Annotated in this window: 20 protein-coding genes, 1 tRNA gene and 2 pseudogenes; 9 read left to right on the top strand and 14 right to left on the bottom strand. The window is 63.4% G+C overall.

Translation table 11 applies throughout. From position 1 onward, the window contains the following. Positions 1-30: 30 nt before the first annotated feature. The 13 genes and pseudogenes from ACSMXN_RS10900 to argS form a co-directional block, all read right to left on the bottom strand. Entirely contained in the window at positions 31-480 is a 450-nt protein-coding gene (locus ACSMXN_RS10900; protein ID WP_455407748.1) for a hypothetical protein, read from the bottom strand. Continuing rightward, positions 431-1,546, bottom strand: a complete 1,116-nt coding sequence (locus tag ACSMXN_RS10895; RefSeq protein WP_022912264.1) for an MraY family glycosyltransferase — start codon at positions 1,544-1,546, stop codon at positions 431-433. Before ACSMXN_RS10895 ends, ACSMXN_RS10900 begins: the two co-directional genes overlap by 50 nt. A 156-nt stretch (positions 1,547-1,702) precedes the next feature. Continuing rightward, complete coding sequence (locus tag ACSMXN_RS10890; RefSeq protein WP_027139181.1) at positions 1,703-2,353, bottom strand: L-threonylcarbamoyladenylate synthase; 651 nt, start codon at positions 2,351-2,353, stop codon at positions 1,703-1,705. Between the two features lie 21 nt (positions 2,354-2,374). Continuing rightward, complete coding sequence (prmC, locus tag ACSMXN_RS10885; protein WP_022912262.1) at positions 2,375-3,277, bottom strand: peptide chain release factor N(5)-glutamine methyltransferase; 903 nt, start codon at positions 3,275-3,277, stop codon at positions 2,375-2,377. Next, positions 3,274-4,359, bottom strand: coding sequence for a peptide chain release factor 1 (gene prfA / locus ACSMXN_RS10880; RefSeq protein ID WP_027139180.1), 1,086 nt, complete (start codon positions 4,357-4,359; stop codon positions 3,274-3,276). The genes prmC and prfA overlap by 4 nt, the downstream gene beginning before the upstream one ends. Before the next feature lie 154 nt (positions 4,360-4,513). Further along, positions 4,514-4,735: a 50S ribosomal protein L31 gene (gene rpmE / locus ACSMXN_RS10875; RefSeq protein WP_027139179.1), complete on the bottom strand. Its 222-nt coding sequence runs from the start codon at positions 4,733-4,735 to the stop codon at positions 4,514-4,516. Between the two features lie 167 nt (positions 4,736-4,902). Further along, entirely contained in the window at positions 4,903-6,186 is a 1,284-nt protein-coding gene (locus ACSMXN_RS10870) for an extracellular solute-binding protein (protein ID WP_022912259.1), read from the bottom strand. Positions 6,187-6,569: 383 nt separating this feature from the next. Beyond that, positions 6,570-8,765: a transcription termination factor Rho gene (gene rho / locus ACSMXN_RS10865; RefSeq protein WP_027139177.1), complete on the bottom strand. Its 2,196-nt coding sequence runs from the start codon at positions 8,763-8,765 to the stop codon at positions 6,570-6,572. Between the two features lie 360 nt (positions 8,766-9,125). Next, the gene (gene thrB, locus ACSMXN_RS10860; RefSeq protein ID WP_196811194.1) at positions 9,126-10,115 is read right to left on the bottom strand and encodes a homoserine kinase; all 990 of its coding nucleotides are present in this window, start codon (positions 10,113-10,115) and stop codon (positions 9,126-9,128) included. A gap of 27 nt (positions 10,116-10,142) precedes the next feature. After that, positions 10,143-11,219 carry a threonine synthase gene (gene thrC, locus ACSMXN_RS10855; RefSeq protein WP_022912256.1) on the bottom strand — a complete coding sequence of 359 codons (1,077 nt, stop codon included), beginning with the start codon at positions 11,217-11,219 and terminating at the stop codon, positions 10,143-10,145. A gap of 50 nt (positions 11,220-11,269) precedes the next feature. After that, positions 11,270-12,619 (bottom strand): homoserine dehydrogenase, encoded by a 1,350-nt coding sequence (locus tag ACSMXN_RS10850; RefSeq protein WP_022912255.1) that lies wholly within the window; start codon positions 12,617-12,619, stop codon positions 11,270-11,272. A 143-nt stretch (positions 12,620-12,762) separates the two neighbouring features. Next, a pseudogene (gene lysA, locus ACSMXN_RS10845) lies at positions 12,763-14,157 on the bottom strand (diaminopimelate decarboxylase); the annotation flags it as partial. Between the two features lie 121 nt (positions 14,158-14,278). Further along, positions 14,279-15,931 carry an arginine--tRNA ligase gene (gene argS / locus ACSMXN_RS10840; RefSeq protein ID WP_027139175.1) on the bottom strand — a complete coding sequence of 551 codons (1,653 nt, stop codon included), beginning with the start codon at positions 15,929-15,931 and terminating at the stop codon, positions 14,279-14,281. Positions 15,932-16,104: 173 nt separating this feature from the next. Between argS and ACSMXN_RS10835 the strand changes: the two genes are divergently transcribed. From ACSMXN_RS10835 to ACSMXN_RS10825, 3 genes are all read left to right on the top strand, one after another. After that, positions 16,105-16,812 (top strand): DUF3105 domain-containing protein, encoded by a 708-nt coding sequence (locus tag ACSMXN_RS10835; protein ID WP_022912252.1) that lies wholly within the window; start codon positions 16,105-16,107, stop codon positions 16,810-16,812. A gap of 18 nt (positions 16,813-16,830) precedes the next feature. Continuing rightward, on the top strand, positions 16,831-17,517 hold the full coding sequence (locus tag ACSMXN_RS10830) for a DUF305 domain-containing protein (protein WP_022912251.1): 687 nt from the start codon (positions 16,831-16,833) through the stop codon (positions 17,515-17,517). Between the two features lie 124 nt (positions 17,518-17,641). Beyond that, positions 17,642-17,716 (top strand) — tRNA-Arg (locus ACSMXN_RS10825). Positions 17,717-17,794: 78 nt separating this feature from the next. On the opposite strand, the pseudogene ACSMXN_RS10820 reads toward ACSMXN_RS10825, so the two are convergent. Further along, positions 17,795-18,075, bottom strand: a pseudogene (locus ACSMXN_RS10820) (tyrosine-type recombinase/integrase); the annotation flags it as partial. Between the two features lie 908 nt (positions 18,076-18,983). Between ACSMXN_RS10820 and ACSMXN_RS10815 the strand changes: the two are divergent. The 6 genes from ACSMXN_RS10815 to ACSMXN_RS10790 all read left to right on the top strand — a co-directional run bounded on the left by ACSMXN_RS10815 (position 18,984) and on the right by ACSMXN_RS10790 (position 25,358). Continuing rightward, a complete protein-coding gene (locus ACSMXN_RS10815) occupies positions 18,984-19,124 on the top strand; it encodes a hypothetical protein (protein ID WP_022912249.1) in 141 nt (46 codons plus the stop codon). Beyond that, positions 19,121-20,080, top strand: a complete 960-nt coding sequence (locus ACSMXN_RS10810) for an alpha/beta hydrolase (protein ID WP_022912248.1) — start codon at positions 19,121-19,123, stop codon at positions 20,078-20,080. Before ACSMXN_RS10815 ends, ACSMXN_RS10810 begins: the two co-directional genes overlap by 4 nt. 886 nt (positions 20,081-20,966) lie before the next feature. Beyond that, a complete protein-coding gene (locus ACSMXN_RS10805) occupies positions 20,967-23,597 on the top strand; it encodes a LuxR C-terminal-related transcriptional regulator (RefSeq protein ID WP_022912247.1) in 2,631 nt (876 codons plus the stop codon). Between the two features lie 60 nt (positions 23,598-23,657). Continuing rightward, complete coding sequence (locus ACSMXN_RS10800) at positions 23,658-23,903, top strand: hypothetical protein (protein WP_022912246.1); 246 nt, start codon at positions 23,658-23,660, stop codon at positions 23,901-23,903. 70 nt (positions 23,904-23,973) lie between these two features. Then, entirely contained in the window at positions 23,974-24,735 is a 762-nt protein-coding gene (locus ACSMXN_RS10795; protein ID WP_022912245.1) for an ATP-binding protein, read from the top strand. Next, positions 24,732-25,358, top strand: a complete 627-nt coding sequence (locus tag ACSMXN_RS10790; RefSeq protein WP_022912244.1) for a response regulator transcription factor — start codon at positions 24,732-24,734, stop codon at positions 25,356-25,358. The genes ACSMXN_RS10795 and ACSMXN_RS10790 overlap by 4 nt, the downstream gene beginning before the upstream one ends. Positions 25,359-25,399 lie beyond the last annotated feature (41 nt).

Below are 25,399 nucleotides of genomic sequence, written 5' to 3'. Positions count from 1 at the left end.
GATCGAAATGTTAACAGGCGTACAAGGGCGTTACGACCGCACCCTGGTGCGCATGATTTCGGTTCCAATCCAGACCACAATGCCCGTAAACAAGCCGCTGGCAATGGCTGCACCGTCGACGACGCGCGGGCTGGATGCGGCCAATACGAGCGCCAACGCGATTCCGGTTGTCGCGTAGCTCAACATCGCGACCACGAGGGTCAGGCTGGGCAGGTATTTGCCGGTGAATCGAATGTTGAACGAGCCGAACTCAAACGCACCTACGACCAGTGCGAGACCTCCGAGGTAACTCAGGCCGGCTCGGGTACCCGCATCGCTCAACAAGGCGAAACCCAAGCCGCCGGATACGGCTGCGACAGACAGTAGGGCCCACCGCCAGATCGTCCAGCGCCGAACGTGGAAGGTGCCGTGCTTGGCATGACTGTGGTCACTACCGAGCTGACCGTAGTCGAGGGATGGCCGTAAACAGTAAGCCGGCAACGAGCAAGGTGCCGATAACCGCTACAACCAGCCACGGCCCCTGGGTGGTCAATGCCATCGCGACCGCCCCGAAAGCCAGTACCGCCGACCAGAAGTACAGCAGCAGGACAGTTCGGCGGTGAGTGTGCCCGAGATCCATCAAACGATGATGAAGATGTTCCTTGTCGGGAGCAAATGGAGACTGCCCGCGTCGCAGCCTCCGGATGACCGCAAGGAGCAGATCGCCGAACGGCAGGGCCAGCACCGCGATCGGCAGAATAAGTGGCAGATAAAGGGGTAGCGCGCCAGCACGGCCAAGGGTTTGCGGATCAGCTTTGGAGACCGCCGTGGTGGCCGCCGCCGACAACATCAGTCCGACGAGCATCGACCCCGAGTCGCCCATAAATATGCGAGCAGGCGCAAAATTGTGTGGCAGAAATCCCAGGCAAACGCCTACGAGCCCAGCACAGATCAGCGTTGGTGCTGCGGCGATCCCGAAATTGCCGGCGGCCGCGAGGTGATAGCTGTAAGCAAAGAACGCAATGCCTTGAATCGCGGTCACACCGGCTGCAAGGCCGTCCAGCCCGTCGATGAAGTTGATTGCATTGATAGTCAGAACCGTTAGCAGAATGGTCAGCTCCACGCTGGCGTCGCGGTCTAGCACGATGCCGGTGTGCCCCCAAGGGACGTACAAAGTGAGCAACTGGATGCCGCCCACGATCGACATCACCGCGGCCGCCAGTACCTGCCCGGCGAACTTGGTCAACGAATCCAGCTCGTAGCGGTCATCGATGACACCAACCGCGCAGATGATCAAGCCGCCCCACAGAACACCGTTGATCTCGGTGCCGTCAGCAAAGGTGCTGCGCAGCGTGGGCAGCGCATGCGCGATCACCATCGCCACCGCGAAGCCCACGAGCAGCGCGGTGCCCCCCAACCGTGGCGTGTCGACGGCGTGAACATCACGATCCCGGGGCTTGGCTACCGCACCCCACTTGGTGGCAATTTGTCGGGCCACCGGGGTAAAGAGATAAGTCCCTATCGCGGCGATGCAGCCGACCAGGGCATATTCGAGTGATGGGTGCACGTCTAGTCCGGCTGCCCTTCTACTCGTCTCCCGCTATTCGAGCTCAACGCAGAGATTAGCGCTCGACGGTTGGCCTGGGACGAAGGCTCGCATCCGCTCCGGGTGCTCACACGCGGGTCTCGCCAAACAGGCTCAGCTGCAAGTCAGTCGCACACTTCACGCGTTCGGCAGCGAGATCGTCGGCAGAACGGCCTTCAGACTTTCGATACTGACCGCGCCCTCACGAACGATTCGTGGCTGATCGCCAGTCAGATCAACGATGGTGGACGGGAGCCCGATAGGTACCTCGCCGCCATCCAGGTAGACCGACACCGACTCGCCGAGCTGGTCATAGGCCTGCTGAACAGTGGTCGGAGGGGCCATCTTCGTCCGATTGGCACTCGAGACGGCCATCGGGCCGGTGATCTCGAGCAGTTCAAGCGCCACCGGATGCAAGGGCATTCGAATACCAACCGTGCCGCGGGCGTCACCCAAATCCCACGCCAGCGAAGGCGCATGCTCGACGATCAGGGTCAGACCGCCGGGCCAAAAGGCCTCAATCAGATTTCGGGTGTCAGATGTTACATAGCTCAAGAGGCCGTCGACCGTGGTCCACGACCCGACGAGCACCGGGACCGGCATGTCCCGGCCACGCCCCTTCGCCGCAAGCAAACCGGTCACTGCGGCGGTGTTGAAGGCATCGACGCCGATTCCATACAAGGTGTCGGTCGGAAAGACGACTATCGAACCGCCTTCGACGGCCCGAGCGGCCGCGGCAACGGCATCGGCCCGATTCGCCGGATCACTGCAATCAAGCATGTCACTCACGCGACCATCTTGCCTGAGTCGTCACGATCGCTCCGCCAGGGCTGCGCGATGGGTGACCGCGCTCCTAACTGCGGAGGCGAACCTCGGGCGCCCGGCAAGATCAAGATGATCCGTCACGGCAGACCACCGACTGTCTGAACGCAACAGCGCAGGCAGCGTAATGCCCTGGCTCTCATCGTGTTCGATCACGACAAAACCAGCCGGCCTCAGTAATCGAACTGCGGCAAGCGCGACTGCGGGCATGAGGCCGAGCCCGTCATTCCCAGCGAAAACTGCGGCGTCGGGGTCGTGGCCCACTTCACGGCTGAGGCTGCCACGCATCAGATCCGGTACGTAGGGCGGATTGCTGAGCACGACATCGACTTTCCCCGCGAGATCGAATAGCAGATCTGGAGCCGCGACGTCAGCGGTCACGATCTCGATGGGCCGGTCCCCCGCGTCCGCTCGAGCCTGTGCGTTTCGGCGGAGCCAATCAGAGGCATCCGTTGAGCGTTCGACAGCAACGACGCGTGCCGACGGGAACTCATTCGCCACCGCCAGAGCTATCGCACCAGAACCTGCACAGAGATCGACGACCAGCGACGCGTCGGACAATTGGTGATGCGCAAGGTCGACGATGAGCTCGGTCTCCGGTCGCGGGATGAAGACCCCTGGGCCGACGAGCAATTCCAGGTGGCGAAACGGGGCGCTTCCGAGAATATGTTGAAGCGGAACGCCGGCCTTGCGTTGACTTATTGCGAAAGCGAAGTCTTGGGCACCAGCCGCGGTGATCGCGTCGCCCCGCGCAATCGAGGCCCGCAGCTGACCTCGCTGCAGACCGAGCACGTGGGCGAGCAGGATTTCGGCGTCCGGGCCTGGGCTCACTGCGCCGCCGTCGGCAAGCTGGCGCGTCGCTCGTTTGAGCTGATCGCTGAGAGAACTCAATGCTCGGTGTTACCGGCAAGTGCAGCTTCGGTGTCTGCCTTCGTAAGTGCCTCGATTACGTCGTCCAAGGCACCGTCGAGCACCTGATCCAGGTTGTAGGCCTTGAAGTTCACGCGGTGGTCCGCGATGCGGTTCTCGGCAAAGTTATAGGTCCGAACGCGCTCTGAGCGGTCGACCGTACGAACCTGCAGCCGCCGGGCATCTGAGGCCGCTTCCGCGGCCTGTTCCTGGGCGTGCGCGAGCAACCGCGCACGCAATACCCGAAGGGCGGCTTCGCGGTTCTGCAATTGGCTCTTCTCGTTCTGCATGGCGACCACGGTCCCCGTCGGGAGGTGCGTGATCCGAACCGCTGAGTCAGTGGTGTTCACGCTCTGTCCACCCGGCCCGGACGACCGGTAGACATCGATTCGCAGATCGTTCATATCAATGTCAACGTCGACATCTTCGGCCTCAGGCAGGACGAGCACACCTGCAGCAGAGGTGTGAATCCGACCCTGGGACTCAGTGACCGGTACCCGCTGTACCCGATGGACACCACCCTCGTACTTGAGTTTCTGCCATACCGGCGCCTCCGGTGTGCGAGCCCGCACTGCGACCGTCACGGACTTGTGGCCGCCAAGATCGGTCGCTTCATCGTCAAGTATCTCGGTGATCCAGCCCTGTCGCTCGGCATATCGCAGATACATGCGCAACAGATCACCAGCAAACAACGCCGACTCGTCGCCGCCCTCACCGGCTTTGATCTCAAGGATTACGTCCTTGGTGTCGTTGGGATCCTTTGGCAACAGCAACTCGCGCAGGTGATTTTCCAGTTCTGGAATCCGAGCCGCCAGCTCTTGCGCTTCAGCCGCGAAAGCCTCGTCCTCGCCTGACATTTCACGGGCGGCCTGCTCGTCGGCACGTACCCGATCTAGTTCACGGGCGCACCCGACGATGGGAGCGAGCTGAGCGTAGCGACGGCCGAGTCGCTTCGCGACGTTCTGGTCGGCGTGGACCGATGGATCTGACAGCGCCTTTTCGGTCTCTGCGTATTCGACCAAAACCTGCGCCAGCGTCCCCGCGCCTTCTACGACCTGAGCCATGCCGGCCATCCTTCTTGAATTGGTGCACCAAATTGCAATCAACCTCGCCGACCGCGGCGGCTCTTGGTGCCGAGCAGCGCGGTCGAGAGAGCAAAGAAAACGGCGCCCGCCTGCGTGCCCGATAGGCACGGCAGAACGAGCGCCGTCTAGATAGCTAGGCGTTGGTGCGGGTGCGCTTTCCGTAACGCTTCTCGAACTTGTCCACGCGGCCACCGACGTCCATGATCTTCTGCTTACCGGTGTAGAACGGGTGGCAGGCTGAGCAGACCTCAGCGTGAATAGAGCCGGACTTCTCGGTGCTGCGGGTGGTGAACGAGTTTCCGCACGAGCAGGTCACGTTGGTGACCACGTACTCGGGGTGAATGCCGTCCTTCACGGTGGTTCCCTTCTTTGGCACATTATGTGCCGATTATGGCCGCCGGGTCGCCTGCGTTAATGATGCACAAGCGTGAACCGGAACCGGGTCGTCAACCAGACAGTGTGCCAGCTGAGGGCACATTGATCAAAACGCTTGGCGTAGCTCCCACATTCCCTCGCCGATGGCTAGCTCAGTGGCAAACCACTGAGCGTCGTCTGCAGGTCTGCGGCAGCCTGCGCCGGCTTCTTGGCACCGGTGAGAACGGAGTACGCGTCGTCAGCGACGGCGTCGCTGATCGCCTGGTATGCCGGGCTCACGACCGTGGGCTGAGCTGTCTTCCACGATTGTTGAAGCGCGGCGAGGAATGGGTACTTCGTCCGTAACGCAGCGTCGTCGTAGACGCTTTGCAGCGCTGGCGGCAAAGATCCGGTCGTCAGCAGCATCCGCTGAGCTGCCGCTGAGGTGAGGTACTTGGTGAAGGCCAATGCCGTCTGTTGGTTCTGTCCAGCCACGTTGATGCTCACGCCGAGACCGCGAAATGGCGCAGGCGCAGCACCCGTGGCGCCGGGCAGCGCAGCGACCTTGAACTTTCCGCTGACCAATGACGACTTCGCTACCAGGTCCGGGTATACATCGGCATCGGCGCGAAGCATGAGCAGCGAACTGCTGCTGAAGGCGCGGACGCTCTGGTCGGTGCGATAGGTGATTGCTGATGCCGGTATCACTTTTCTTGCGTAGGAGTCCGCAAGAAACTGCAGGCCCTTGCGCGTGCCGGCTGTGTTGGCGTCCGCGGACTTGCCGTCGACGCTGAGAAGGTGTCCGCCCCCGGCGTAGATTGCCTCGATGGCGTTGTCGGTGAGATCCTCCCCTTCGGCGTACTGGCCGCTGAAGCACGCGATGCTCGCTGCCGTAGCGACCGAGCACTGAGCCGCCAGCGCACCCCAGTTCGCGGGCGCGGCCTTCACAAGATCGCTTCGGTAGTAAAGCAAGCCAGTCTCAGCCGTGATCGGCTCGGAGTAGAGCACTCCGCCATAGGTACCGGCAGCCACAACGGGGGCGACCAGCCCCGACGTGTTCACCGCGCGATCGCCGGTGAGGGGTTCGATCCACTTGTTCGCCGCAAAGTCGGCGGTCGAGCTGAGATCGGTGGCGATTACGTCAAAGCCCGCCGAGCGCTGCTGGAGATTCTCCACAAGACCATCGCGTCGGCTCGCCGCATCCGCCGGAAGCGCCTTCAATGTGACCGTTTCGCTGGGGTGCGCCTGGTTCCAAGTCGCGATCACTGCCTTCATCGCCCCGCTCGAGTCCGCCGATGCAACCGTGATCGGACCGGTCGTCGATTTCGAAGGACCCTGAGCTCCCTTGCCGGAGGACGTGCAGCCAGCAGCCGCCAATACTGCGACGACGGCGACAGCGACGCCCGCCGTCCCAGCCCTAGTCGCCGTTCGAATTGACAGCGCTCGGCGCATCAAAATTGACTCCTCTTGTGTTGAACCACGGACGTGGTGCCATCGGGATGCAGCCCATCGCGGTGCCGTCAAACTCCCTGGCGCAAACTCTCGGTTGGCTACCACGGTGCCACGACGGCACCGCGGTTGCCGAATCCCGCATCCGCGCAAAGCGGCCAAATCGGTTGCTGAGCATGGCCTCCAACCCCGTGAGACGGGGCCACCAGCCCTCAACCTGTGAGTCTGACCTCAACGCCGTGGATTGGCCTTCGCATGGCTAGAGGCGACGCGCGACTGGTTCCATTCGCACGATCGACTGCAAGCCAACTCCGCGAGGCAAAAAGAATGGCGCCCCAACACGGTACGAGGACCGGGTTGGGGCGCCACTTTCCGGCTCAGATCGATCAGCGGTCGTCTGCTCCAGGAGCAGTCTTGGCGATCTGCATCAGGAATTCGATGTTCGTCCTGCTCTTCTTGAGCTGAGTCAGCAGCAACTCGATGCCTTGCTGCGCGTCCAGCGCGTGTAGCACGCGCCGCAACTTGAGCACGACGGCCAACTCCTCAGCGCCGAGCAGAATCTCTTCTTTTCTTGTCCCCGACTTGTCCACGTCGATAGCCGGGAAGACTCGCTTGTCGGCAATCTTGCGGTCCAGGATCAGTTCTGCGTTGCCGGTGCCCTTGAACTCCTCGAAGATGACCGTGTCCATTGTGGAGCCGGTTTCCACGAGCGCAGTCGCGATGATCGTGAGCGAGCCGCCGTCCTCGATGTTTCGAGCGGCGCCGAGAAAGCGCTTCGGTGGGTACAGGGCCGTCGAATCGACACCGCCTGAGAGGATTCGACCCGACGCCGGCGCGGCCAGGTTGTAGGCGCGACCGAGCCGGGTGATCGAATCGAGGAGGACGACGACGTCGTGGCCCATCTCGACTAGACGCTTAGCGCGCTCGATCGACAACTCAGCGATCATCGTGTGGTCTTGCGGGCGGCGATCGAAGGTAGAGGCAATGACCTCACCCTTCACCGAGCGCTGCATGTCGGTGACCTCTTCGGGCCGCTCGTCCACCAGGACGACCATCAAGTGGCATTCGGGGTTGTTCACCGATATCGCGTTGGCGATTGCCTGCAGCACAGACGTCTTGCCAGCTTTCGGTGGGGAGACCACAAGGGCCCGCTGACCCTTGCCAATGGGCATCACCAAGTCGATGATGCGCGTGGTCAAAATGTTCTGCTCAGTCTCGAGGCGAAGCCGATCCTGCGGGTAGAGCGGTGTCAGCTTCGTAAACTCGACCCGCTGCTTGGCTTGTTCGGGATCGACGCCGTTGACGCTGTCCAACCGAACGAGGGGGTTGAACTTCTCCTTGCGTTCACCGTCACGAGGTTGCTTGACCATGCCGGTGACAGCGTCGCCACGGCGAAGTCCGAACCGACGAACGTGAGAGTTCGCAACGTAGACGTCCTCGGGACTTGCGAAATAACCCGCGGTGCGAATGAACCAAGTGTTCTTGTCCTCAACCGCGTCGAGGATTCCGGCAACGGGAATCAATACATCGTCGTCGCCAATGGTCGGCTCGGCGTCCTGCCGACCGCTTCTGGTCGAGCCTTCAGCGCCCTCGAACCGGTCGCGGTTACGACCGCGGCGGTCACGGAATCTGCGGCCACGCCGGTTGCCGCCGAAGTCATCGTCATCGTCGGCGTTGTTGCGGTTTTGTCCATCGTTGCGGTTTTGGCCGCCGCTGTTCTGGTTACCGCCGCTCTGGTTGTCGTTGCGATTCTGGTTGCGGTTAGCACCGCTGTTCTGACCGTCGCGGTTCTGGCCGCCATTGTTTTGGCCGCCATCGTTCTGGCCGTCGCGGACTTGGTTGTTCTGGCTGCCGTTGTTCTGGCTTTGGCCGTCACGATTCTGACTGTTACGGCCGCCGTCACGGTTCTGGTTGTCGCGGTTGCCGTCACGGTTCTGGTTACCGTCGCGGTTCTGGTTGCGCGACCCGCCGTTACCGTCTCGGTTCCGCCCGCCTCGCTCGTTCTGCCGGTTCGCGGTGCCATCGTTGGCCTGCGTCCGACCGTCACCGGCGGCATTCGAATCCGGTGTTGAGGGCGCCTCGACCTCCGAGAGGCTCGACGACGAATCGCGAGTGTCACTCCGCAACGGATTTACCGAATTCGAAGCGGACTGGTCGGCGCTCGTGGTCGAGACGAATTCGTCGGTCAGTGTCGGCTGAGCTGCCTGCGGGGCGCCCGCTGCACGGCTGGCGGAGCGGCGCGCGCGAGAAGGTTTGGTCGCGTCGACGTTTCCGGCCGCGTCGGAGGAGCTGGCCTTCGCGCCAGACGATTTGGGAGCAGTGCGAGCGCCGGAGTCACTCGGTGCACGGTTTGCGCCCTCGATGGCAGCGATCAGGTCGCTCTTGCGCATCTTGCCGGTAGTCAGGCCCATCGAACCTGCGAGGGCTTGGAGCTCGGGCAGCAGCATCGCCGAGAGCGAGCCGGAGCGGCGCTTGGCTCGAGCTACCGACGGGGCGGTAGAGCCGTTTTGCTCCTTGGGGGCACCAGACGACTGATCGTCGGTGCTGGACAGGACGTCGAGCTGGTCCTGGGTTTCTGTCACTGTGGTGTCGGATCCTTCCGAGGTGGTCGTACGCCGTCTCTTAAGCGATAACTGCAGGCGTACGCCGATGTGGAATCGGCGGGGTTTCGCCGGAAAGTGACCGGCGAACCGGTCAATCTGGAGTGTCCAGCCCATGTAGATGCGGTGTGTCCAAGATAGAGAAATCAACGACTTCTACACGCTTGGAGTGGCATCGCAGGCTCATCGAGCTGCGTTCGTCGCGTTTCTCCACGAACCGTGGTCCCGCGAGGAATGAGGTCAGCGTAGACGCTTTCCTGTCTCCGGAGCAACACGGGTGGGGTGTGTCGTATTCCTGATCCCATTCGGGAATGCGCAGGAACCGGTCGATCAAGGTCCCCCTCAGCTGAGCAGCGCGCCCTCGGCGATGTTCAACGGTGCGTATTCCCAACCAGCGGGACAGTACCGCTCGACCATCGACGCTTGGGCAGCCGACGTGGCCAAAACGAGGACGGTAGACCCCGCTCCTGAAATCACCGCCGCAAATCCAGCTGCTCGCAGTGTTGTTACGAGCGAGTAACTGGGGGTCATCGCAGCCGCTCGGTAGGTCTGATGGAGTCGATCCTCGGTCGCGCGCATCAACATGTCTGGCCGACTCTGCATCGCGACGACGAGCAAGGCAGATCGGGACGCATTGAACGCTGCGTCCGCGTGCGGGACCACGCTCGGCAGGGCCGATCGGGCGGCCTCAGTGGCGGACTCCTCTCGAGGTATCAGCAAGACCGGGCAAACACCGGAGGCGCTCAAATCACCGGTCTTCGCCGCCGAGGCGCTCGAATCACCGGTCTTCGCCGCCGAGGCGCTCATCAGGTCGACCCTGACCGCGCTTGCCACTCCGTCTGCGGTCCAGGCAATCGCCAGGCCGCCAAGCAAGCACGCCGCGACGTTGTCGGGATGGCCTTCAATCCTCGAGGCCAAGGCAAGTGCGTCCTGGTCGTTGAGTATTTCCCTGCCTCCAACAACCAGGCCTCGCGCCAGCTCGACCCCGGCCACGATTGCAGCAGCCGACGATCCAAGGCCGCGACCGTGCGGAATGCGGTTCTCGCAATTGAGACGCAATCCCGGGGGCTGGCCACCGAGCCGCTCGAACGCGGCTCGCATCGATCGCACGATGAGATGGCGTTCGTCGCGAGGTATGACTGCCTCGCCTTCGCCGGTAACCGAGATTTCCAGGCCCGACGGCGTGACGGTCGCTCTGACTTGGTCGTAACGCGTAAGCGCGAGCCCAAGAGCATCGAAGCCAGGGCCGAGGTTGGCGCTGGTAGCCGGCACTGTGACCGCGACCTCGGTTTCGACAAAGCGCGGATTGGACATTGCGGTCCTCGGCGTCATCCCTCGAACGCTTGCGGATTCAGCCACTCATGCCAGCCCGAGTTGGACGGCAGCCGCGTGGCCGTCAACCGGAATCGTAACCGGCGCCGGGGCGCCCGCGATCGCCCATTCGGGATCCTTCAGTCCGTTGCCGGTGACTGTGCAGACCACCAGGGAGCCGGCGGGGACCTTCCCCAGTCGGGCGGACTTGATCAGACCGGCCACACTCGCCGCCGACGCGGGTTCGACGAACACTGCCTCGGTGCGGGCCAGCAGCCGATACGACTCGAGGATCTCTTTGTCGGTAACAGAGTCGATCAAACCGTTCGAGTCATCGCGGGCCTGCTCAGCCTGTGACCACGATGCGGGGTTGCCAATGCGGATCGCAGTCGCGATTGTCATCGGTTTGAGAACGGGTGCGCCGAGCACGATCGGCGCGGAGCCAGCAGCTTGAAAGCCATACATGGCAGGAGTGCCGTCGACGATCCCGTCGCGGGCGTACTCGGTATAGCCCTTCCAATAGGCGGTGATATTTCCCGCGTTGCCGACCGGAATACAATGAATATCGGGCGCCCGACCCAGCAGGTCGCAGATCTCGAACGCCGCCGTCTTTTGGCCCTCTATTCGATCCGGGTTCACCGAGTTGACCAGTGCAACCGGATAATCTACGGCGAGCTTGCGTGCGAGCTCCAGACAATCATCGAAGTTCCCGTCGACCTGCAGCAGCTTCGCACCATGCACGAGGGCCTGCGCCATCTTGCCGAGGGCGATCTTGCCTTGCGGCACCAACACGGCACAGACCATCCCGGCTCGAACTGCATAAGCGGCAGCCGAGGCCGATGTGTTGCCGGTCGAGGCGCAGATGACGGCTTTGGCGCCAGCCTCGGCCGCCTTGGAGATGGCCATCGTCATTCCACGGTCTTTGAACGATCCGGTCGGGTTCGCACCTTCGACCTTCAGGTACACCTGCGCTCCGACACGCTCCGACAATCCGCTGGCCTCAACGAGCGGCGTGCCTCCCTCGAACAAGGTGATCACCGGAGTATTCGCCGTAACGGGCAGTCGATTCCGATATGCCTCGATCAGCCCCGGCCACGCCGAGCCGTCATACTTGCGTCCGGTCATCGAGAGAATCTCCCTGTTGCTTATGGCTAATCTGGGCGCTGTAGGTCGATCTACTCCGCGGACATGCCCTCGACCCGCATCACACTTCCAGTGCGTCGGATGAAGTCATATCGTGCAAGCCGTTGCACCGTCGAGGCAAGCGCGGCGTCGGCTGCTGTGTGAGTCACGAGGACGAGCGTTGCAGCATCGCCTCGCCCCTCCTGACGTACGGTCTGGATGCTGACCCCGTTGTCAGCAAAGGCCTGGGCAACGGATGCGAGCACCCCTGGCTTATCGGCAACATCGAGCGAAACGTGATAGCGCGTCGAAACCTCGCCGATCGGTTGGATTGCGAGGTCGGCGTACGCGCTCATCCCGGCGCCGCGGCTGCCGCTGACCCGATTGCGCGCTACCGCTACCAGGTCACCCAGCACCGCACTGGCAGTTGGCTCGCCGCCCGCTCCGCGTCCGTAGAACATGAGCGAGCCTGCGGCCTCGGCCTCGACGAAGACCGCATTGAAAGCATCGCCTACGGCCGCGAGTGGGTGCGAGAGCGGGATCATGGCCGGATGAACGCGCACGGAGACCGAGCCCCCGCCATCGTCCGCCGACGAGCCGGATCGTTCGCAGATGGCCAGCAGCTTGACCGTGCAGCCGATCGCCGCAGCACTTGCAACATCGGCTGCAGTGACCGCGCTGATGCCTTCCCGGTAGACGTCAGAGGCAGTGACTCGGGTGTGGAACGCAAGCCCAGCCAGGATCGCGGCCTTGGCTGCGGCGTCGAATCCATCGACATCGGCTGTCGGATCGGCTTCGGCATACCCGAGCGCGGTGGCTTCGGCAAGTGCTTCAGCAAAACCCGCGCCGGTAGAAGACATCCGGGAAAGGATGAAATTGGTCGTGCCGTTGACGATGCCGATCACACGCGTGATGCGATCGCCGGCGAGGGATTCTCGCAGCGGGCGAAGCAACGGAATGGCGCCGGCCACCGCGGCCTCGTAATAGAGATCCACGCCGTTTGCCGTGGCGGCTGCATGCAACGTGGCGCCGTCCTCGGCCAGCAAGGCCTTGTTCGCACTGACCACGCTTTTGCCCGATTTGAGCGCCGCGAGGAGCAGGCTGCGCGCCGGCTCGATGCCGCCGATGACCTCGACCACGAGGTCGATGTCTTCCCTCATGACCAATGCCTCAGCGTCAGTGGTGAGCAGTTCGGCCGGGACGTCGGAGTGCCGGTTCGGCCGACGGACCGCAATCCCCGCAAGTTCCAGCGGAACACCAACTCGGGCGGCTAGATCGTCGGCCTGCTCGGTGAGTAGCCGTGCCACGGCTGAGCCGACGACACCGCAACCGAGCAAGGCCACCTTCAGAGGCTTTCGTGCTGGCACGTCGACCTGATCGGCCACGACGTTGACGACGCTCATCTCGGGGCTCCCGCATCAATCGGATTGTCTGCCTCAATACCGCGGGATCCCGTCTCGTCGACGTCCCCCGAACTGCGCCCTTCGGCGCCGCTCTGCGCCGCTGTCGCGGCATCTTCGCTCTCTCGTCTGTAGCCGACCTGCCAGCCGACGTCGGTTGCCATGACCTCGTCCAGCCGCTCCCGTCGCACAATTACTGACGCGACGCCGTCAGCGACTGCGATGACTGGCGGGCGCGGCAAGCGGTTGTAGTTGCTGGCCATGGCATAGCAGTAGGCACCTGTCGCCGCCACGGCAAGCACATCACCTGGCCGGACGTCGGACGGCAGCCAGCAGTCCTTGACCACGATGTCGCCGCTCTCACAATGCTTGCCGACAACGCGCGACAGCTGCGGTGCTGCGTCAGTATCGCGGTTAGCCAGCACCACGGTGTACTCGGCGTCATACAGCGCAGTGCGAATGTTGTCGCTCATACCGCCGTCCACCGAGATGTAGCTTCGCACCAGCCCGCCATCGAGGCTGACCGGCTTGACTGTGCCTACCTCGTACAGGGTGATCATCGTCGGGCCGATGATGGCTCTACCCGGTTCAACCGAGAGCCGGGGTAGGGGCAGCCCGGACCGCACGCACTCGGAAGCGATGATCATTTGCAATCGCTCGGCGATGTCTGCCGGTTCCTCTGGATCGTCGGCATCGGTGTAGGCGATCCCTAAGCCGCCGCCGAGATCGATCTCGGGCAGCGCAACGCCGTGAGCGTCCCGCACCGCCGCGAGAAGTCCGACAACGCGATGCGCAGCGACTTCGAAGCCGGAAGTGTCGAAGATCTGCGATCCGATATGGGAATGAAGCCCAACGAGTTCAAGCGAAGGTTCGGCGAGCACGCGGGCGACCGCTGCCAGCGCGTCCCCATTGGTCAAGGAGAAACCGAATTTCTGGTCCTCATGGGCTGTCGCAATGAACTCGTGGGTATGCGCCTCAACCCCCACCGTGACCCGGATCAGGACTCGTTGCCGAATCCCTGCGACAGAGGCGAGCTCGGCGAGTCTTTCGATCTCGATGGCAGAGTCGAGTACGACCCGGCCGACCCCAGACTCGACCGCCATGGTGAGCTCATCTCGCGACTTGTTGTTTCCGTGCAAGGCCAAACGAGCCGGGTCTACTCCAGCGCGCAGCGCTATCGCCAGCTCACCACCGGAGCAGACGTCGATTCCCAATCCCTCGTCCGCAATGAGTTTGGCTACCGATGTGCACAAGAACGCCTTTCCGGCATAGAAGACGTCTCCCCCATCGAAAGCGGCGGCGTAGGTGCGCGCCCGGGAACGAAGGTCTTCGGTGTCCAGGATGAACGAGGGAGTCCCGAACTCCTTCACAAGGTCCGTGGCCGCGATGCCCCCGAGGTGGACCTCGCCGCCGCTCCGCCTGGCAGAAGCCGGCCAGATCTTCGTACTCAGCGCGCCCGTGTATTCACGGGACGAGGATTGAGCACCGGTGGGCAGCACGTCGGCATGCCGCGGACCGGCCGGGTGAGCGGAACGGCTCATCGGTCTTCGCTGCTCGCTGTGCGAGTCGGTGCGATGGCGATCATCGAACGTGATCCTGTCTGCTAGCCGCGTTGATGCCTTGACCACGCGGAGACTCCGTCGGTTAACGGTAGCGGGCGGGTTACATCCGCTCGGGGGCGGAGACGCCAAGCAGGTCGAGTCCGTTCGCGAGTACCGTCCGAGTCGCGACATTCAGCCATAGACGCGTCCGGTTGACATCGGTTATCGGTTCGTCCCCTTTCGGGATGATCCGGCAGGCCTCGTACCAGCGATGCAATGTGCCAGCGAGCGCTTCGAGGTACCGGGCAACCCTATGGGGCTCGCGAAGTTCAGCCGCCTGAGCGACCACTCGAGGAAACTCCCCCAACGCGGTGAGCAGTGCGGACTCGGTCTCGTGCACCAACAACTCCGGCTTGAAGGTCTGCAAAGTTATGCCCACCTCGGCGGCATTCTTGGCGACATTGCAGGTGCGCGCGTGAGCGTACTGAACGTAGAACACCGGATTGTCGGCGCTTCGGCGTGTGATGAGGTCGAGGTCGAGGGTCAACGGCGAATCGCTCGGGTACCGGGACAGGGAGTAGCGAACCGCGTCCACACCGGCTGCCTCGACAAAGTCGGTCAGCGTCACGATCTCCCCGGCGCGCTTTGACAACCGAACCTCTTCACCTGCACGAAGTATCTTCACCAGCTGGCCGATGAGGACCTCGATGTTCACGTCGGGGTCATCACCTGCACATGCGGCGATCGCCCGCAGCCGGTTTACGTAACCGTGATGATCGGCACCGAGCAGGTAGATGCAAACGTCGAACCCGCGATCTCGCTTGTCGACGTAGTAGGCGGTGTCGGAGGCGAAGTAGGTGAGGTCGCCATCGCTTTTGAGTAGTACGCGGTCCTTGTCGTCACCGAAATCGGTGGTCCGCAACCACAAAGCGTCGTCGGCTGTGAACAGGTGGCCCTGCGCCTTCAACCGATCGAGGCCACGTTCGACCGCGCCGGAGGTGTGGAGGTAGCGCTCGGAATACCAGACATCAAAGTGCGTACCGAAGTCCTCGAGCGTCTGCCGCTGCTGTGCGAGCTGAAGCCGGTAGCCCTCCTCGCGAAACGCCTCGACCTGTTTCTCGCCCTCGAATTCCAGGACCTCGGGGTTTTCCGCGACGATCTCGGCAGCAAGTTCGGGGATGTAGTCGCCGTGGTAGCCGTTGTCGGGCACGGGGTGGTTGAGAGCCGCTGCACGCAGCGATGCCCCGAAGAGGTCCATCTGCACGCCACGGTCATTTATGTAGAACTCCCGCGTCACGTCAGCACCGGCCGCGCTGAGCACTCGACCGATTGCATCGCCGACCGCAGCCCACCTCGTATGACCCAAGTGCAACGGACCCGTCGGGTTCGCCGAGATGAATTCGAGATTGACCTTGAGCCCGGCGAGGGTCTTGGAGTGCCCGTATAACGAGCCTGCCTCGACGATGGTTTGCGCGATAACGCCGAGCGACGCCGAGTCCAGCGTGATGTTCAGAAAGCCCGGACCGGCGACAACGACCTTGTCGATGCCCGCGGTTTCGCCGAGAACGGCGGCGATCGCCTCGGCGACATCGCGGGGCGACTTACCGGCCGGCTTGGCGAGGCGCATCGCCACATTCGTCGCGTAGTCGCCGTGCTCCCGGTTCTTCGGACGGTCCAGGACGATGTCTTCTGGCATCGAGGCGACGAATGCGCCCGACTCGACGGCACGCACAACGGCGGACCGGATGGCTTCAATGAGATCGTCTGGTGTCACGGACCCATGTTAGTTGCGCCGTCTGCCCGGTTTTACTTCGATACCGAGCTGTCGGCTTTGCCCGAGTTCGCAATCGCACAGATTTTTATTCGGTGCTGCACAGCCTCGCCTCCTAGACTGGTGCGAAACCCGTATGGCCGACTGCCGCGTCAGCCAGCTATGAAAGCGACTCGATGACCAAGCCGACCAAGCCGACCTCCGGTAGATCCAACAAGGGCCAGCCTGCAAAGGGTACGAAAACGCCGGCGAAGAAGGTGCAGTCCCGCAAGATCGTCAATCAACGGCAGACGCCGTGGGGCCTCATCATCACCACCGTCGTCGTAGTGGCCCTCGCGATCGGGGTCATCGGGTACGCCGTCTCGAAGACCAACAACAAGAAGTCCACAGCGTCGGTCAAACCCGACTCGATCAGCGGTATTCAGCACTATCCGAACCTGACCCGCAATCATGTCTCCGGCGTCGTGAACTACCCACAGTCTCCACCGGTCGGCGGCGACCACTCCCCTGTTTGGGCCGACTGCACCGGCACCGTCTACCCGAACCAAATCGCCAATGAGAACGCCGTGCACACGCTTGAGCACGGCGCGGTTTGGATCACCTACAAGCCAGGGCTGCCCGCTGCGCAACTGGACGTACTCACGAAGCTTGTCTCGGGCAATCAGTACACGCTCCTCACGCCGTATGCGGGCCTGAAGTCCAATGTTTCCCTTCAGGCCTGGGGTTACCAATTGTTCGTCGACTCGGCGACCGATCCGCGGGTTGATCAATTCGTCGATGCGTTGAAACTCAATCAGTCCAACACGCCCGAGTTCGGCGCTTCCTGCGATAATCCGACCTTCAAGACCAACCCAAGCACGCCCGGGCATCCGACCGAGTCCTGATCTCAGATGAGCATCGTTATGGATCCCACCGATGAACTCGAACCCGACGAGGTCGGCCCGAGCGCCTCGAACGGGCGCTTGCGGGCCGCACTGGTGGCGATGTTGGTCGCGGCGGCGCTAGTTGTCGCCGGCGGAGTTGGATATGTAATCGGTCATCGCGGCGGTGGCTCGAGTACGCCCGACTCAAGCTCGGTCGATGCCGGCTTCGTCTGGGACATGACCGTGCACCACCGGCAAGCGGTGAGTATGGCCGGCTTCACCCGCGATCACAGCACCGATCCGGCTGTCGCCTTGTTGGCGTATGACATCGAGAGCAGCCAGAACAACCAGGTCGGGCAGATGCAAGGCTGGCTCGACGCATGGGGTTTACCGGTCACGAATCCAAACCCAGTGATGGCCTGGATGGCGGGTTCCGGTCACGATCACACGGAGGCCGACGGCTTGATGCCTGGCATGGCCACCCAGGCCGAGATCGATAAACTTCAATCGCTGTCGGGCAAGGCGCTCGATGTCTACTTCTTGCAGTTGATGCTCCGTCATCACCAAGGCGGCCTGCCGATGGTCCAATGGGCCGCGACCCACGCGAGCGAGCCCTACGTTCGCAATGCCGCCCAAAAGATGGCCGACAGCCAGAGCGGCGAGATCATCTTGATGGAACAGATGCTCCGCGAGCGCAATGCAAGTCCGTTGGCGCCGCCCGCATGAACGCGCCGACGGTCTGCGGCGGGAATGGTGCTCGCGCAGGCTCGCACGGCGGTCGGTAGCGGGCTCGCCGACTGATAAGCTTCACCGCGGTCCAAGACGCCACACACTTCGTGCGCGTCGAAAGGCCCCCGTAGCTCAGGGGATAGAGCACCGCCCTCCGGAGGCGGGAGCGCAGGTTCGAATCCTGCCGGGGGCACCACACTCGAGGTACCGCAATCATTGACTCCGGCCGATCAGCGGGCTGACTCAAGATCAACAATATTTGTCCCGGTACGGCAGCTTGAGCCGCTGCGTCCATCCGCTCCGCCACGTCGTCGAGCTGGTCGGGGAAAGATGCCCATATTGGTCCAGCGTCATCACTGCGGACTTATGGCCAAGCATCTGCTGAACGACCTTCACATTCGCGCCCGACGCGATCGCCAGGCTTGCCGCGGTGTGGCGTTCCTCGTGCGGGTGCAGGCCCCCGACTCCGACGTCCTTTGCGGCACGGTCGAACGCCGCTCCGCGAAAGATAGGCGCCCGCAACGCTCCCCCACCTCTCACGCCCGCATAGACCAGCCCTGCGCGGACAACGGCCCTTCCCATGTCGCCAACGGGAGGATAGCCCGGCCGATAACCAAACCCATGAGGTCCAAGAGCTTCCACCACCCAGGCGTGTCACCAAGACTGCTTAAGCTGGCCGCGACGAATGCCGCTCCGAATCAGGTTCGACCGGATAGGTAACGGCGGTGATAGCCGATGAGGTCCCATCATCGACTGCCGGTTTGAGGATCGCCATTGGTCACAGGGGAATTCTGCACACCATCCTGGTTGGCCTCCTCCGACTCGACTCATCCCCTGCCATGGGAACTGAAACTGGATGACCGGCAAGGCAGACTTCTTGTCGGCCCGCTGGTTGCCGACATCGCGAGCACGCCCGGGCGGCCGGCGCCGGATATGCGGTACCCGCGCGGAAGACCAGTAGAAACTACTGAGGAACTGCCACCTCCGTCGTGGTCGACTGTATCCATGACGCGATCCTTCAGCCGAGTCTGGAACTTAGGCATTCCGCGGAGCAACGGCGTGATGCCGAGGTGTTTCGTGCCCTACACGACGAGCACACGCACTCCTTGCTGTCGTACGTGGTTGGGCTGACCCGAGATCGGGGCCGGCGCGCAGGACATCGTGGAGGAGACGTGGTCCGAGCGTGGCGAAACACGGCAGTGCGCGAATAGACCGGCGGCTCAGAGCGAGGCTGGCTGTTGACGGTGGCGAGGCACATCGTCATCGACGACGGTGGACCGACAGCTCAATACGGGCCGCGCTGCACACCCTGTCAATCGAACACCGACAGACGCCGTTCGAGACCTACTTCCACGGCGCGTCGGTGGCCCAGGCCGCCGAGACACTCGGTGCGCCACGCGGCCCCGCACCCACAACGCGCCACGCGCGCAACGACTGGCAATCGAGGGGATGGGCGGGGTCGCTTGACGACACCCAACCCGACCGAACAACACGACGCGGGCGCCGTCATCCTGGGCGTCGCGGCAAGCGACGCCGTGTTTTCCACTCGACACGACCGTCCCGAGCGAAACTTCCACACCACCGACAAAGGAGACCTGCCATGACCAGCAAGCCAGTGCTCGAACCGGCCGCGCAGCAGTTCGCAGACGCGACCGCCAACCCGCCCTTCCTGTTCGACCTCGGCCCAGAGAAGGGTCGCGAGGCCGTCGACCAGGTGCAATCCGGCGACATCGCCAAGCCTGACATCGACGTCAGCGACACGACGGTGCCCGGGGGGCCGTCCGGCGAGGTGTCGATCCGCATCCTGCGCCCGCGAGGCGCGACCGGCCCGCTGCCGGTCATCGTCTACATCCACGGCGCCGGCTGGGTGTTCGGCAACGCGCACACCCACGACCGGCTGATCCGCGAACTCGCGGTCGGCGCCAACGCAGCCGTGGTGTTCCCCAACTACAGCCTCTCCCCGGAGGCCAAATACCCCACCGCGATCGAGGAGTCCTACGCCGTGGCCGCCTGGGTCGCCCAGCACGGCGCGGAGCAGAACCTCGACCCGACCCGCATCGCCGTCGCCGGCGACTCCGTCGGCGGCAACATGAGCGCCGCGCTCACCCTGCTGGCCAAGCAGCGCGGCGAGGTCAGCTTCGTACAGCAAGTGCTCTTCTACCCGGTCACCGACGCGAACTTCGACACCGAGTCCTATCAGCAGTTCGCCGAAGGCTACTTCTTGCGCCGCGACGCCATGCAGTGGTTCTGGGACCAGTACACGACCGACCCGGCCCAGCGCGCGGAGATCACCGCATCTCCCTTGCGGGCCTCGCTCGACGAGCTTGCCGACCTGCCGCCCGCACTCGTGATCACCGGCGAGGCCGACGTGCTGCGCGACGAGGGCGAGGCGTATGCCGCCAAGCTGCGCGCCGCCGGCGTCACCGTCACCGCGGCGCGCTACCAGGGCATCATCCACGACTTCGTCATGCTCAACGCCCTGCGCGGCACACACGCTGCCGGCGCCGCCATCGCCCAAGCAATCACCACCCTTATCGACGCCCTGCACCCGACCGCCTGACAACCACCCCCGGAAGCAGGCGGCAACCATGGCGCCGCAGGATGAAACGTGCGGCGCTTCGGGCCTTGACGGTCAGGGAGGTGCGCTAGACAGCGTCTCGAAGTGTCCTCCAATCAACGGAAAGGCGCGGATCGGACGGGAGAGTCTCTAGGGTGCTCGATGGCCGCTTCAGGAGCGAGTGCTCATCACCCTCGCCACCCACAGCGCAATCGCCTTGACCAAAGCAAACGCCGCGATCTTGCGATGGATGTGTTGGAAACTGGGACCCTCGACCTCCACCCTTAAGGGCGCCCGGGCGCGCCGCTACGTCATTTCCAGTGAGTGCGATCCTCAGGCAGGACTCGAATGAATCGACGAGGTCGATGCGCGGCCAATCCGCTGCGTTTCCCTCGCCTGCGAGCCGCAGTGGGACTGGGCAGGGGGCGATATCGTGTCCGACATCGTCGACATCGTCTTTGACCGGCCGGCTGCTCGCACACTCCTGATAGCCCGATCGTCCGAAGGCGAATGCCCAAGCGGCGTGAACGGGCCGGTTATCCGATGCCCGAGGGCCGCCTAGGCGAAGGCGCTGGAGTGGAACTGACCGGCGAAGACGCCCCGGCCGGGGCGCTCGGTCAGGGTTCCGGTAGCGGCGCGCGGAATGCGTCCCGCTCTGGTTGGCTAACGTCCTCGAGCGCTCGCCGGGTGCGACGAGGCAGCCGTCGTAGGACCGGGAGAATGCAGCCGACGGTAACAGCTCGGCTCGACGCTATCGGGTGCAACCTGAAATGGCAGGAGACTATGCGCGTTGTCGCGCAGTACGCTTGAACCCCCCTCGAGGCGAGGGCGCGGCAAGACTTCGTCGCGGACGTTAGCGCGTGGAGCCCAGACGAGGTGACGGCTTACGGTGGCTACAGCGATTCCCCGGCTGATTGACCGGGATCACCTTCTCACCGCGCTTGATCCCGCGACGGCGGTGAAGGTCACGATCATCTCGGCTCCTGCGGGTAGTGGAAAGACGTCACTGTTGCGTATATGGGCAAGGCGGGTGGGTCAAGCGCGTGCACTTGCCGCTGTGCAGTTGCAACGCGACGAGCAAGACAGTCAGCTTTTTTGGCTCGAACTTCTCAATGCGATTCGCCGGGCCTCCAAGACAGGTGGCTCAACGGAACCGGCCGTAGCCACTCCCGCGTTCAACGAAGGGGCAATCGTCGACAGGGTTTTAGGAGAAGTTGCTGAGTATCCCGGCTTGCTCACCCTGGTCATCGACGATCTGCACGAGCTGGACTCATCCGAAACGCTTGCTCAGCTCACGCGCCTGTTAACGAGCCTTCCCCCTCACGTGAACGCCCTGCTCGCGACTCGTCGCGATCTCAGACTGCACCTGCAACGGCTCCGCCTCGCCGGCGACCTGGCTGAACTGCGCGCCGCCGATCTGCGGTTCACTGAGGCTGAGACACGCGAGTTTCTCGAGGCTTCCGGTATCAGGCTGTCCGAGGCTGGAACAGCACTGTTGCACAAGCGAACCGAAGGGTGGGCGGCAGGCCTGCGGCTCGCCGCGATCGCCCTCACCGGCCATCCCGACCCCGAGGGTTTCGTTGCCGAGTTCTCGGGGAGCAACCGCACGGTCGCGGAGTACCTGATCGCCGAGATGCTCGAGTGTCAGCCACGTGAGGTCCAGGAGGTGCTTCTACGCACCGCCGTCCTGGACCGTGTCAACGGCGAACTAGCAGACTTGTTGAGCAACCGCGCAGGCTCGGAGCGGATTCTTCTGGAGCTGGAAGACGCTAATGCATTCGTGTCGTCGTTGGACACGGAGCGTACTTGGTTTCGCTACCACCACCTTTTCGCCGATCTTCTCCGCCTGGAGTTGCGGCGACGGCATCCAGAGGCGCTTCCCGCACTGCATCGACGGGCCGCTGAGTGGTTCGCACAGCATGGACAGTTTGTAGATGCCATCCGACACATGCAAGCGGCGGGCGACTGGCCCGTTGCGGCACGACTGCTCGCAGATCACTCGCTCAGCCTGACCCTCGACGGGCAGGAGCGAACCATCCAAGCACTGTTGGACGCGTTCCCGTCCGGAGCTCGCGCGGAAAACCCCGAACTCGCCGTGGTGCGGGCAGGAAGCGCGCTGGCCCGGGGACGTCTCGACGAGGCGGACGCGCACCTAGCAGTCGCCGAAACTCATGCGGCGACAATGCAATCAGTTCGTCGACGTCGACTCGGCGTAGCGATCGCGTCGCTGAAGCTGTCGGTGGCGAGGAGACGCGGTGACCTCGCTGGGGTGATCGAGCAGGTCGCGTTCCTTGCCTCGCCCATCTTGGGAACGACCGACCCGGATGTCGCCCTATCTAATGACCTGCGAGCGGTGACCCTGATGAACCTGGGGGCGGTCGAGGGCTGGACCGGACTTGAGGAAGCGGAACGCCACCTCCAACAGGGCGCCAGCCTCGCCAGGCAAATCGGCCGGCCCTACATCGAGGTCAATTGCCTAGCCCACCTCGGTTTTGCGTCCATGACCCGCTCGTTAGCTACTGTCCGACGATGCTGCCGCGAGGCGGTTGAGCTGGCCGAGCGGTACGGCTGGGGCGCGGAAACATTCATCGCACCGACGCACGTGACCCTCGCCTACGCGATGATCTGGATGGGTGAGTTCGACGAAGGCGAGCGATGGCTAAAGCGCGCAACGGAAACGCTACGAGGAGATGCAGCGCCGGCTATCGGGTTGGCGATGCATCTCGTGACCGGAATGCTTCACGCCGGGCGCGGCCTCAACGAGGAAGCGCTCGAGCAGTTCGCGTCTGCGGGACGTCTGCAATCCGAGTTGATCGGAACGCACCGGGTGGCGAGCCAGGTCACCGGCTGGTTGGCGGCAACACAGGCCCGTCTCGGGATGGTCGAGGCGGCCCGCGCATCACTGGAGGCAACTACCGTCGAGCGGTCGGACTGGGGAGAAATCCACAACGCGTGCGCCGTGATTTATCTCGCGGAGAACCGTCCGAGAGAAGCACTCGGCGCGCTACACGGCGTTCTTACCCGGGCCGCGCCGCTTATCCATGACTTCACCGTCGTTGAGGCTCATCTTCTGGCCGCCCGTGCCAACCTCGAACTCGGTGAGCACCGAGCCGCGAACGACGCCACCGAGAGCGCGCTGTCGCTGGCGGAGGCTGATCGGCTGGTCCTGCCATTCGCGATGACCGCATCGGGCGACCTACTCGAGGCCGTCCCCCGTCACGAGACAAGGCACGCGGCGCTGCTGATTGACATACTCGATGTCCTGCACGGCGAGCGGCTGATCACCAGAGACCTTCCACCTTCACCGCCAACAGAAGCGCTTAGTCCGAGCGAACTCAGGGTCCTTCGCTATCTCCCGACCAACCTGTCTAGGCCTCAAATCGCGGGAGAGCTATCCGTATCAGTGAATACGGTCAACACCCACGTCAGCAGCATCTACTCCAAGCTCCAGGCCCGTGACCGCGCCTCAGCAGTGCAGCGGGCCCGGGAGCTGAGGCTACTTTCGCCCGGCGCTCACTAACCGAATGGTCACCAGATCCTGGTGATGCGGGTTCACTAGCCGGCGCCCAACCATGGCGTCATGGATCCTGGACTCGCCACGTACAGCATTCGGATCAAAGGGCAGCTCGGGGCTACGGCGTTGTCGGCTTTTCCAGCGCTACGGTCCCGGCACGAAGCTGCGGAAACGGTGCTCACCGGCGACCTGGACCAGGCGGCGCTTCACGGCGTCTTGTCGCAGATCGCGGCGCTGGGCCTCGATCTCGTCGAGATTCGAACACTGCAACCGAACCGCAACCCGGCGGGGCCCGGAGATAGCGACCGGTGATACCAGCCTTCCGCCGGCCGGCTGTTCGCCGCCAACATCCGCAAAACATCTGCAGGCAGGGAATCCACTCATGACGAATAAGAGCAGCAACGGTGGGATCGGCGATCGCCCGCAGATGCCGGTGATACCAGCCCCAAACGACCCGGGTAGCAGTGGCCTCACGGCGGTCCCGATGAACTGCCTGGTTGCGTCGGGCCGCCGCGTTCCCGGCCGCCACCCCAGCGCGATCGCAGAACAGCTCGCCGAGCACGCGGGCCGCCTTGCCCTGGAGAACGAGTCGCTCGAGGATCTCACCGGACTCATCGCACACGAGGTGAAATCCGCCCTGCTGCACGCACTGCTGGATCAGGACCCCAAGTCCGGTCTCATGCGGGCCCTGGAAGTCGTCGACACGATCCTTGAAACTGTTCGAGTCCGGCATGCCAACGGCAACGTCATAGTCGCAGATGGAGCAGCGGTTAATGAAGTTGTGCAACAGACCCTTTCTGACCTCGGAAGGATCGACGTCGACGTCATCACGAGCGCCACCGGTGTGTTTCCGCTGCCTCGCGCCGCTCTGGGCCTCGTGCTCCGCAATCTGCTCGCAAACGCCGTCGCAGCCGGCGCGAACAACATCCATATCTCGACCAAAGGCTCCGCCGAGGTTCGAGAGCTGGTTGTCGACGACGACGGTGTGGGGATCGAGTCCCAGGACGGTTATGCCACTGGCGATCAGCTGGGCCTCGCGTTGTGCCGCCGGCTCGTAGCGCGGTACGCAGGGTTGATCGAACTAGAGCCGCGGCCGACGGGTGGAACCCGCGCCGTGATCTCCGTCCCTGGAGCCAGCAGATGATTCGCGTTCTCCTCGTCGACGACCATGCATTGTTTCGGTCATCACTCCGTGTACTGCTAGATCGCGAGGATTGCATCACAACGATCGACGAAGCCGGAACAGCGGAGGAGGCCATCGCCAAAACCCGTGCATTACAGCCCGATGTGGTGCTGCTCGATCTGGTCCTTCCCCGGACGGACGGCCACGCGACCATCCCCGAGCTCCTGCTAGCGAGCCCCTCGACGAAGGTTCTGGTCGTCTCTTCACAGACCCAACCGACATCCGTCCGGCGGTCGATCGCCGCCGGGGCCTGCGGCTTTGTGCCGAAACGGTCGTCGGACACGGAGCTCATCGAAGCCATCCGTCGCGTCGTGGCGGGTGAACAATACGTGGAGCCCGCCCTCGGCGCGCGGCTCGTGGTCGATGACTCATCGCCTGAACTCGACGCGCTCTCTGAGCGAGAACGCGACGTGCTTCATCTCCTCGCGCTCGGATACACCAGTCTGGAAATTGGCAAGAGGCTTCATATCTCGGTACGCACAGTCGACTCCCACCGCGCGAACATCATGCGAAAGCTCAGCCTGCAGACGCGCGCCGAGCTTGTGCTATGCGCGCTCGTAAGTGGCCTAATCGGCGCAGCATGATCCTTGGCCGATAGAGGCTGCCGGCGCCTATGCGGATGAGC

This window comes from Parajatrophihabitans canadensis, assembly GCF_053764775.1.
The sequence above is the reverse complement of the archived record's forward strand: the minus strand, read 5'-3'. Positions and strand labels throughout refer to the sequence as shown.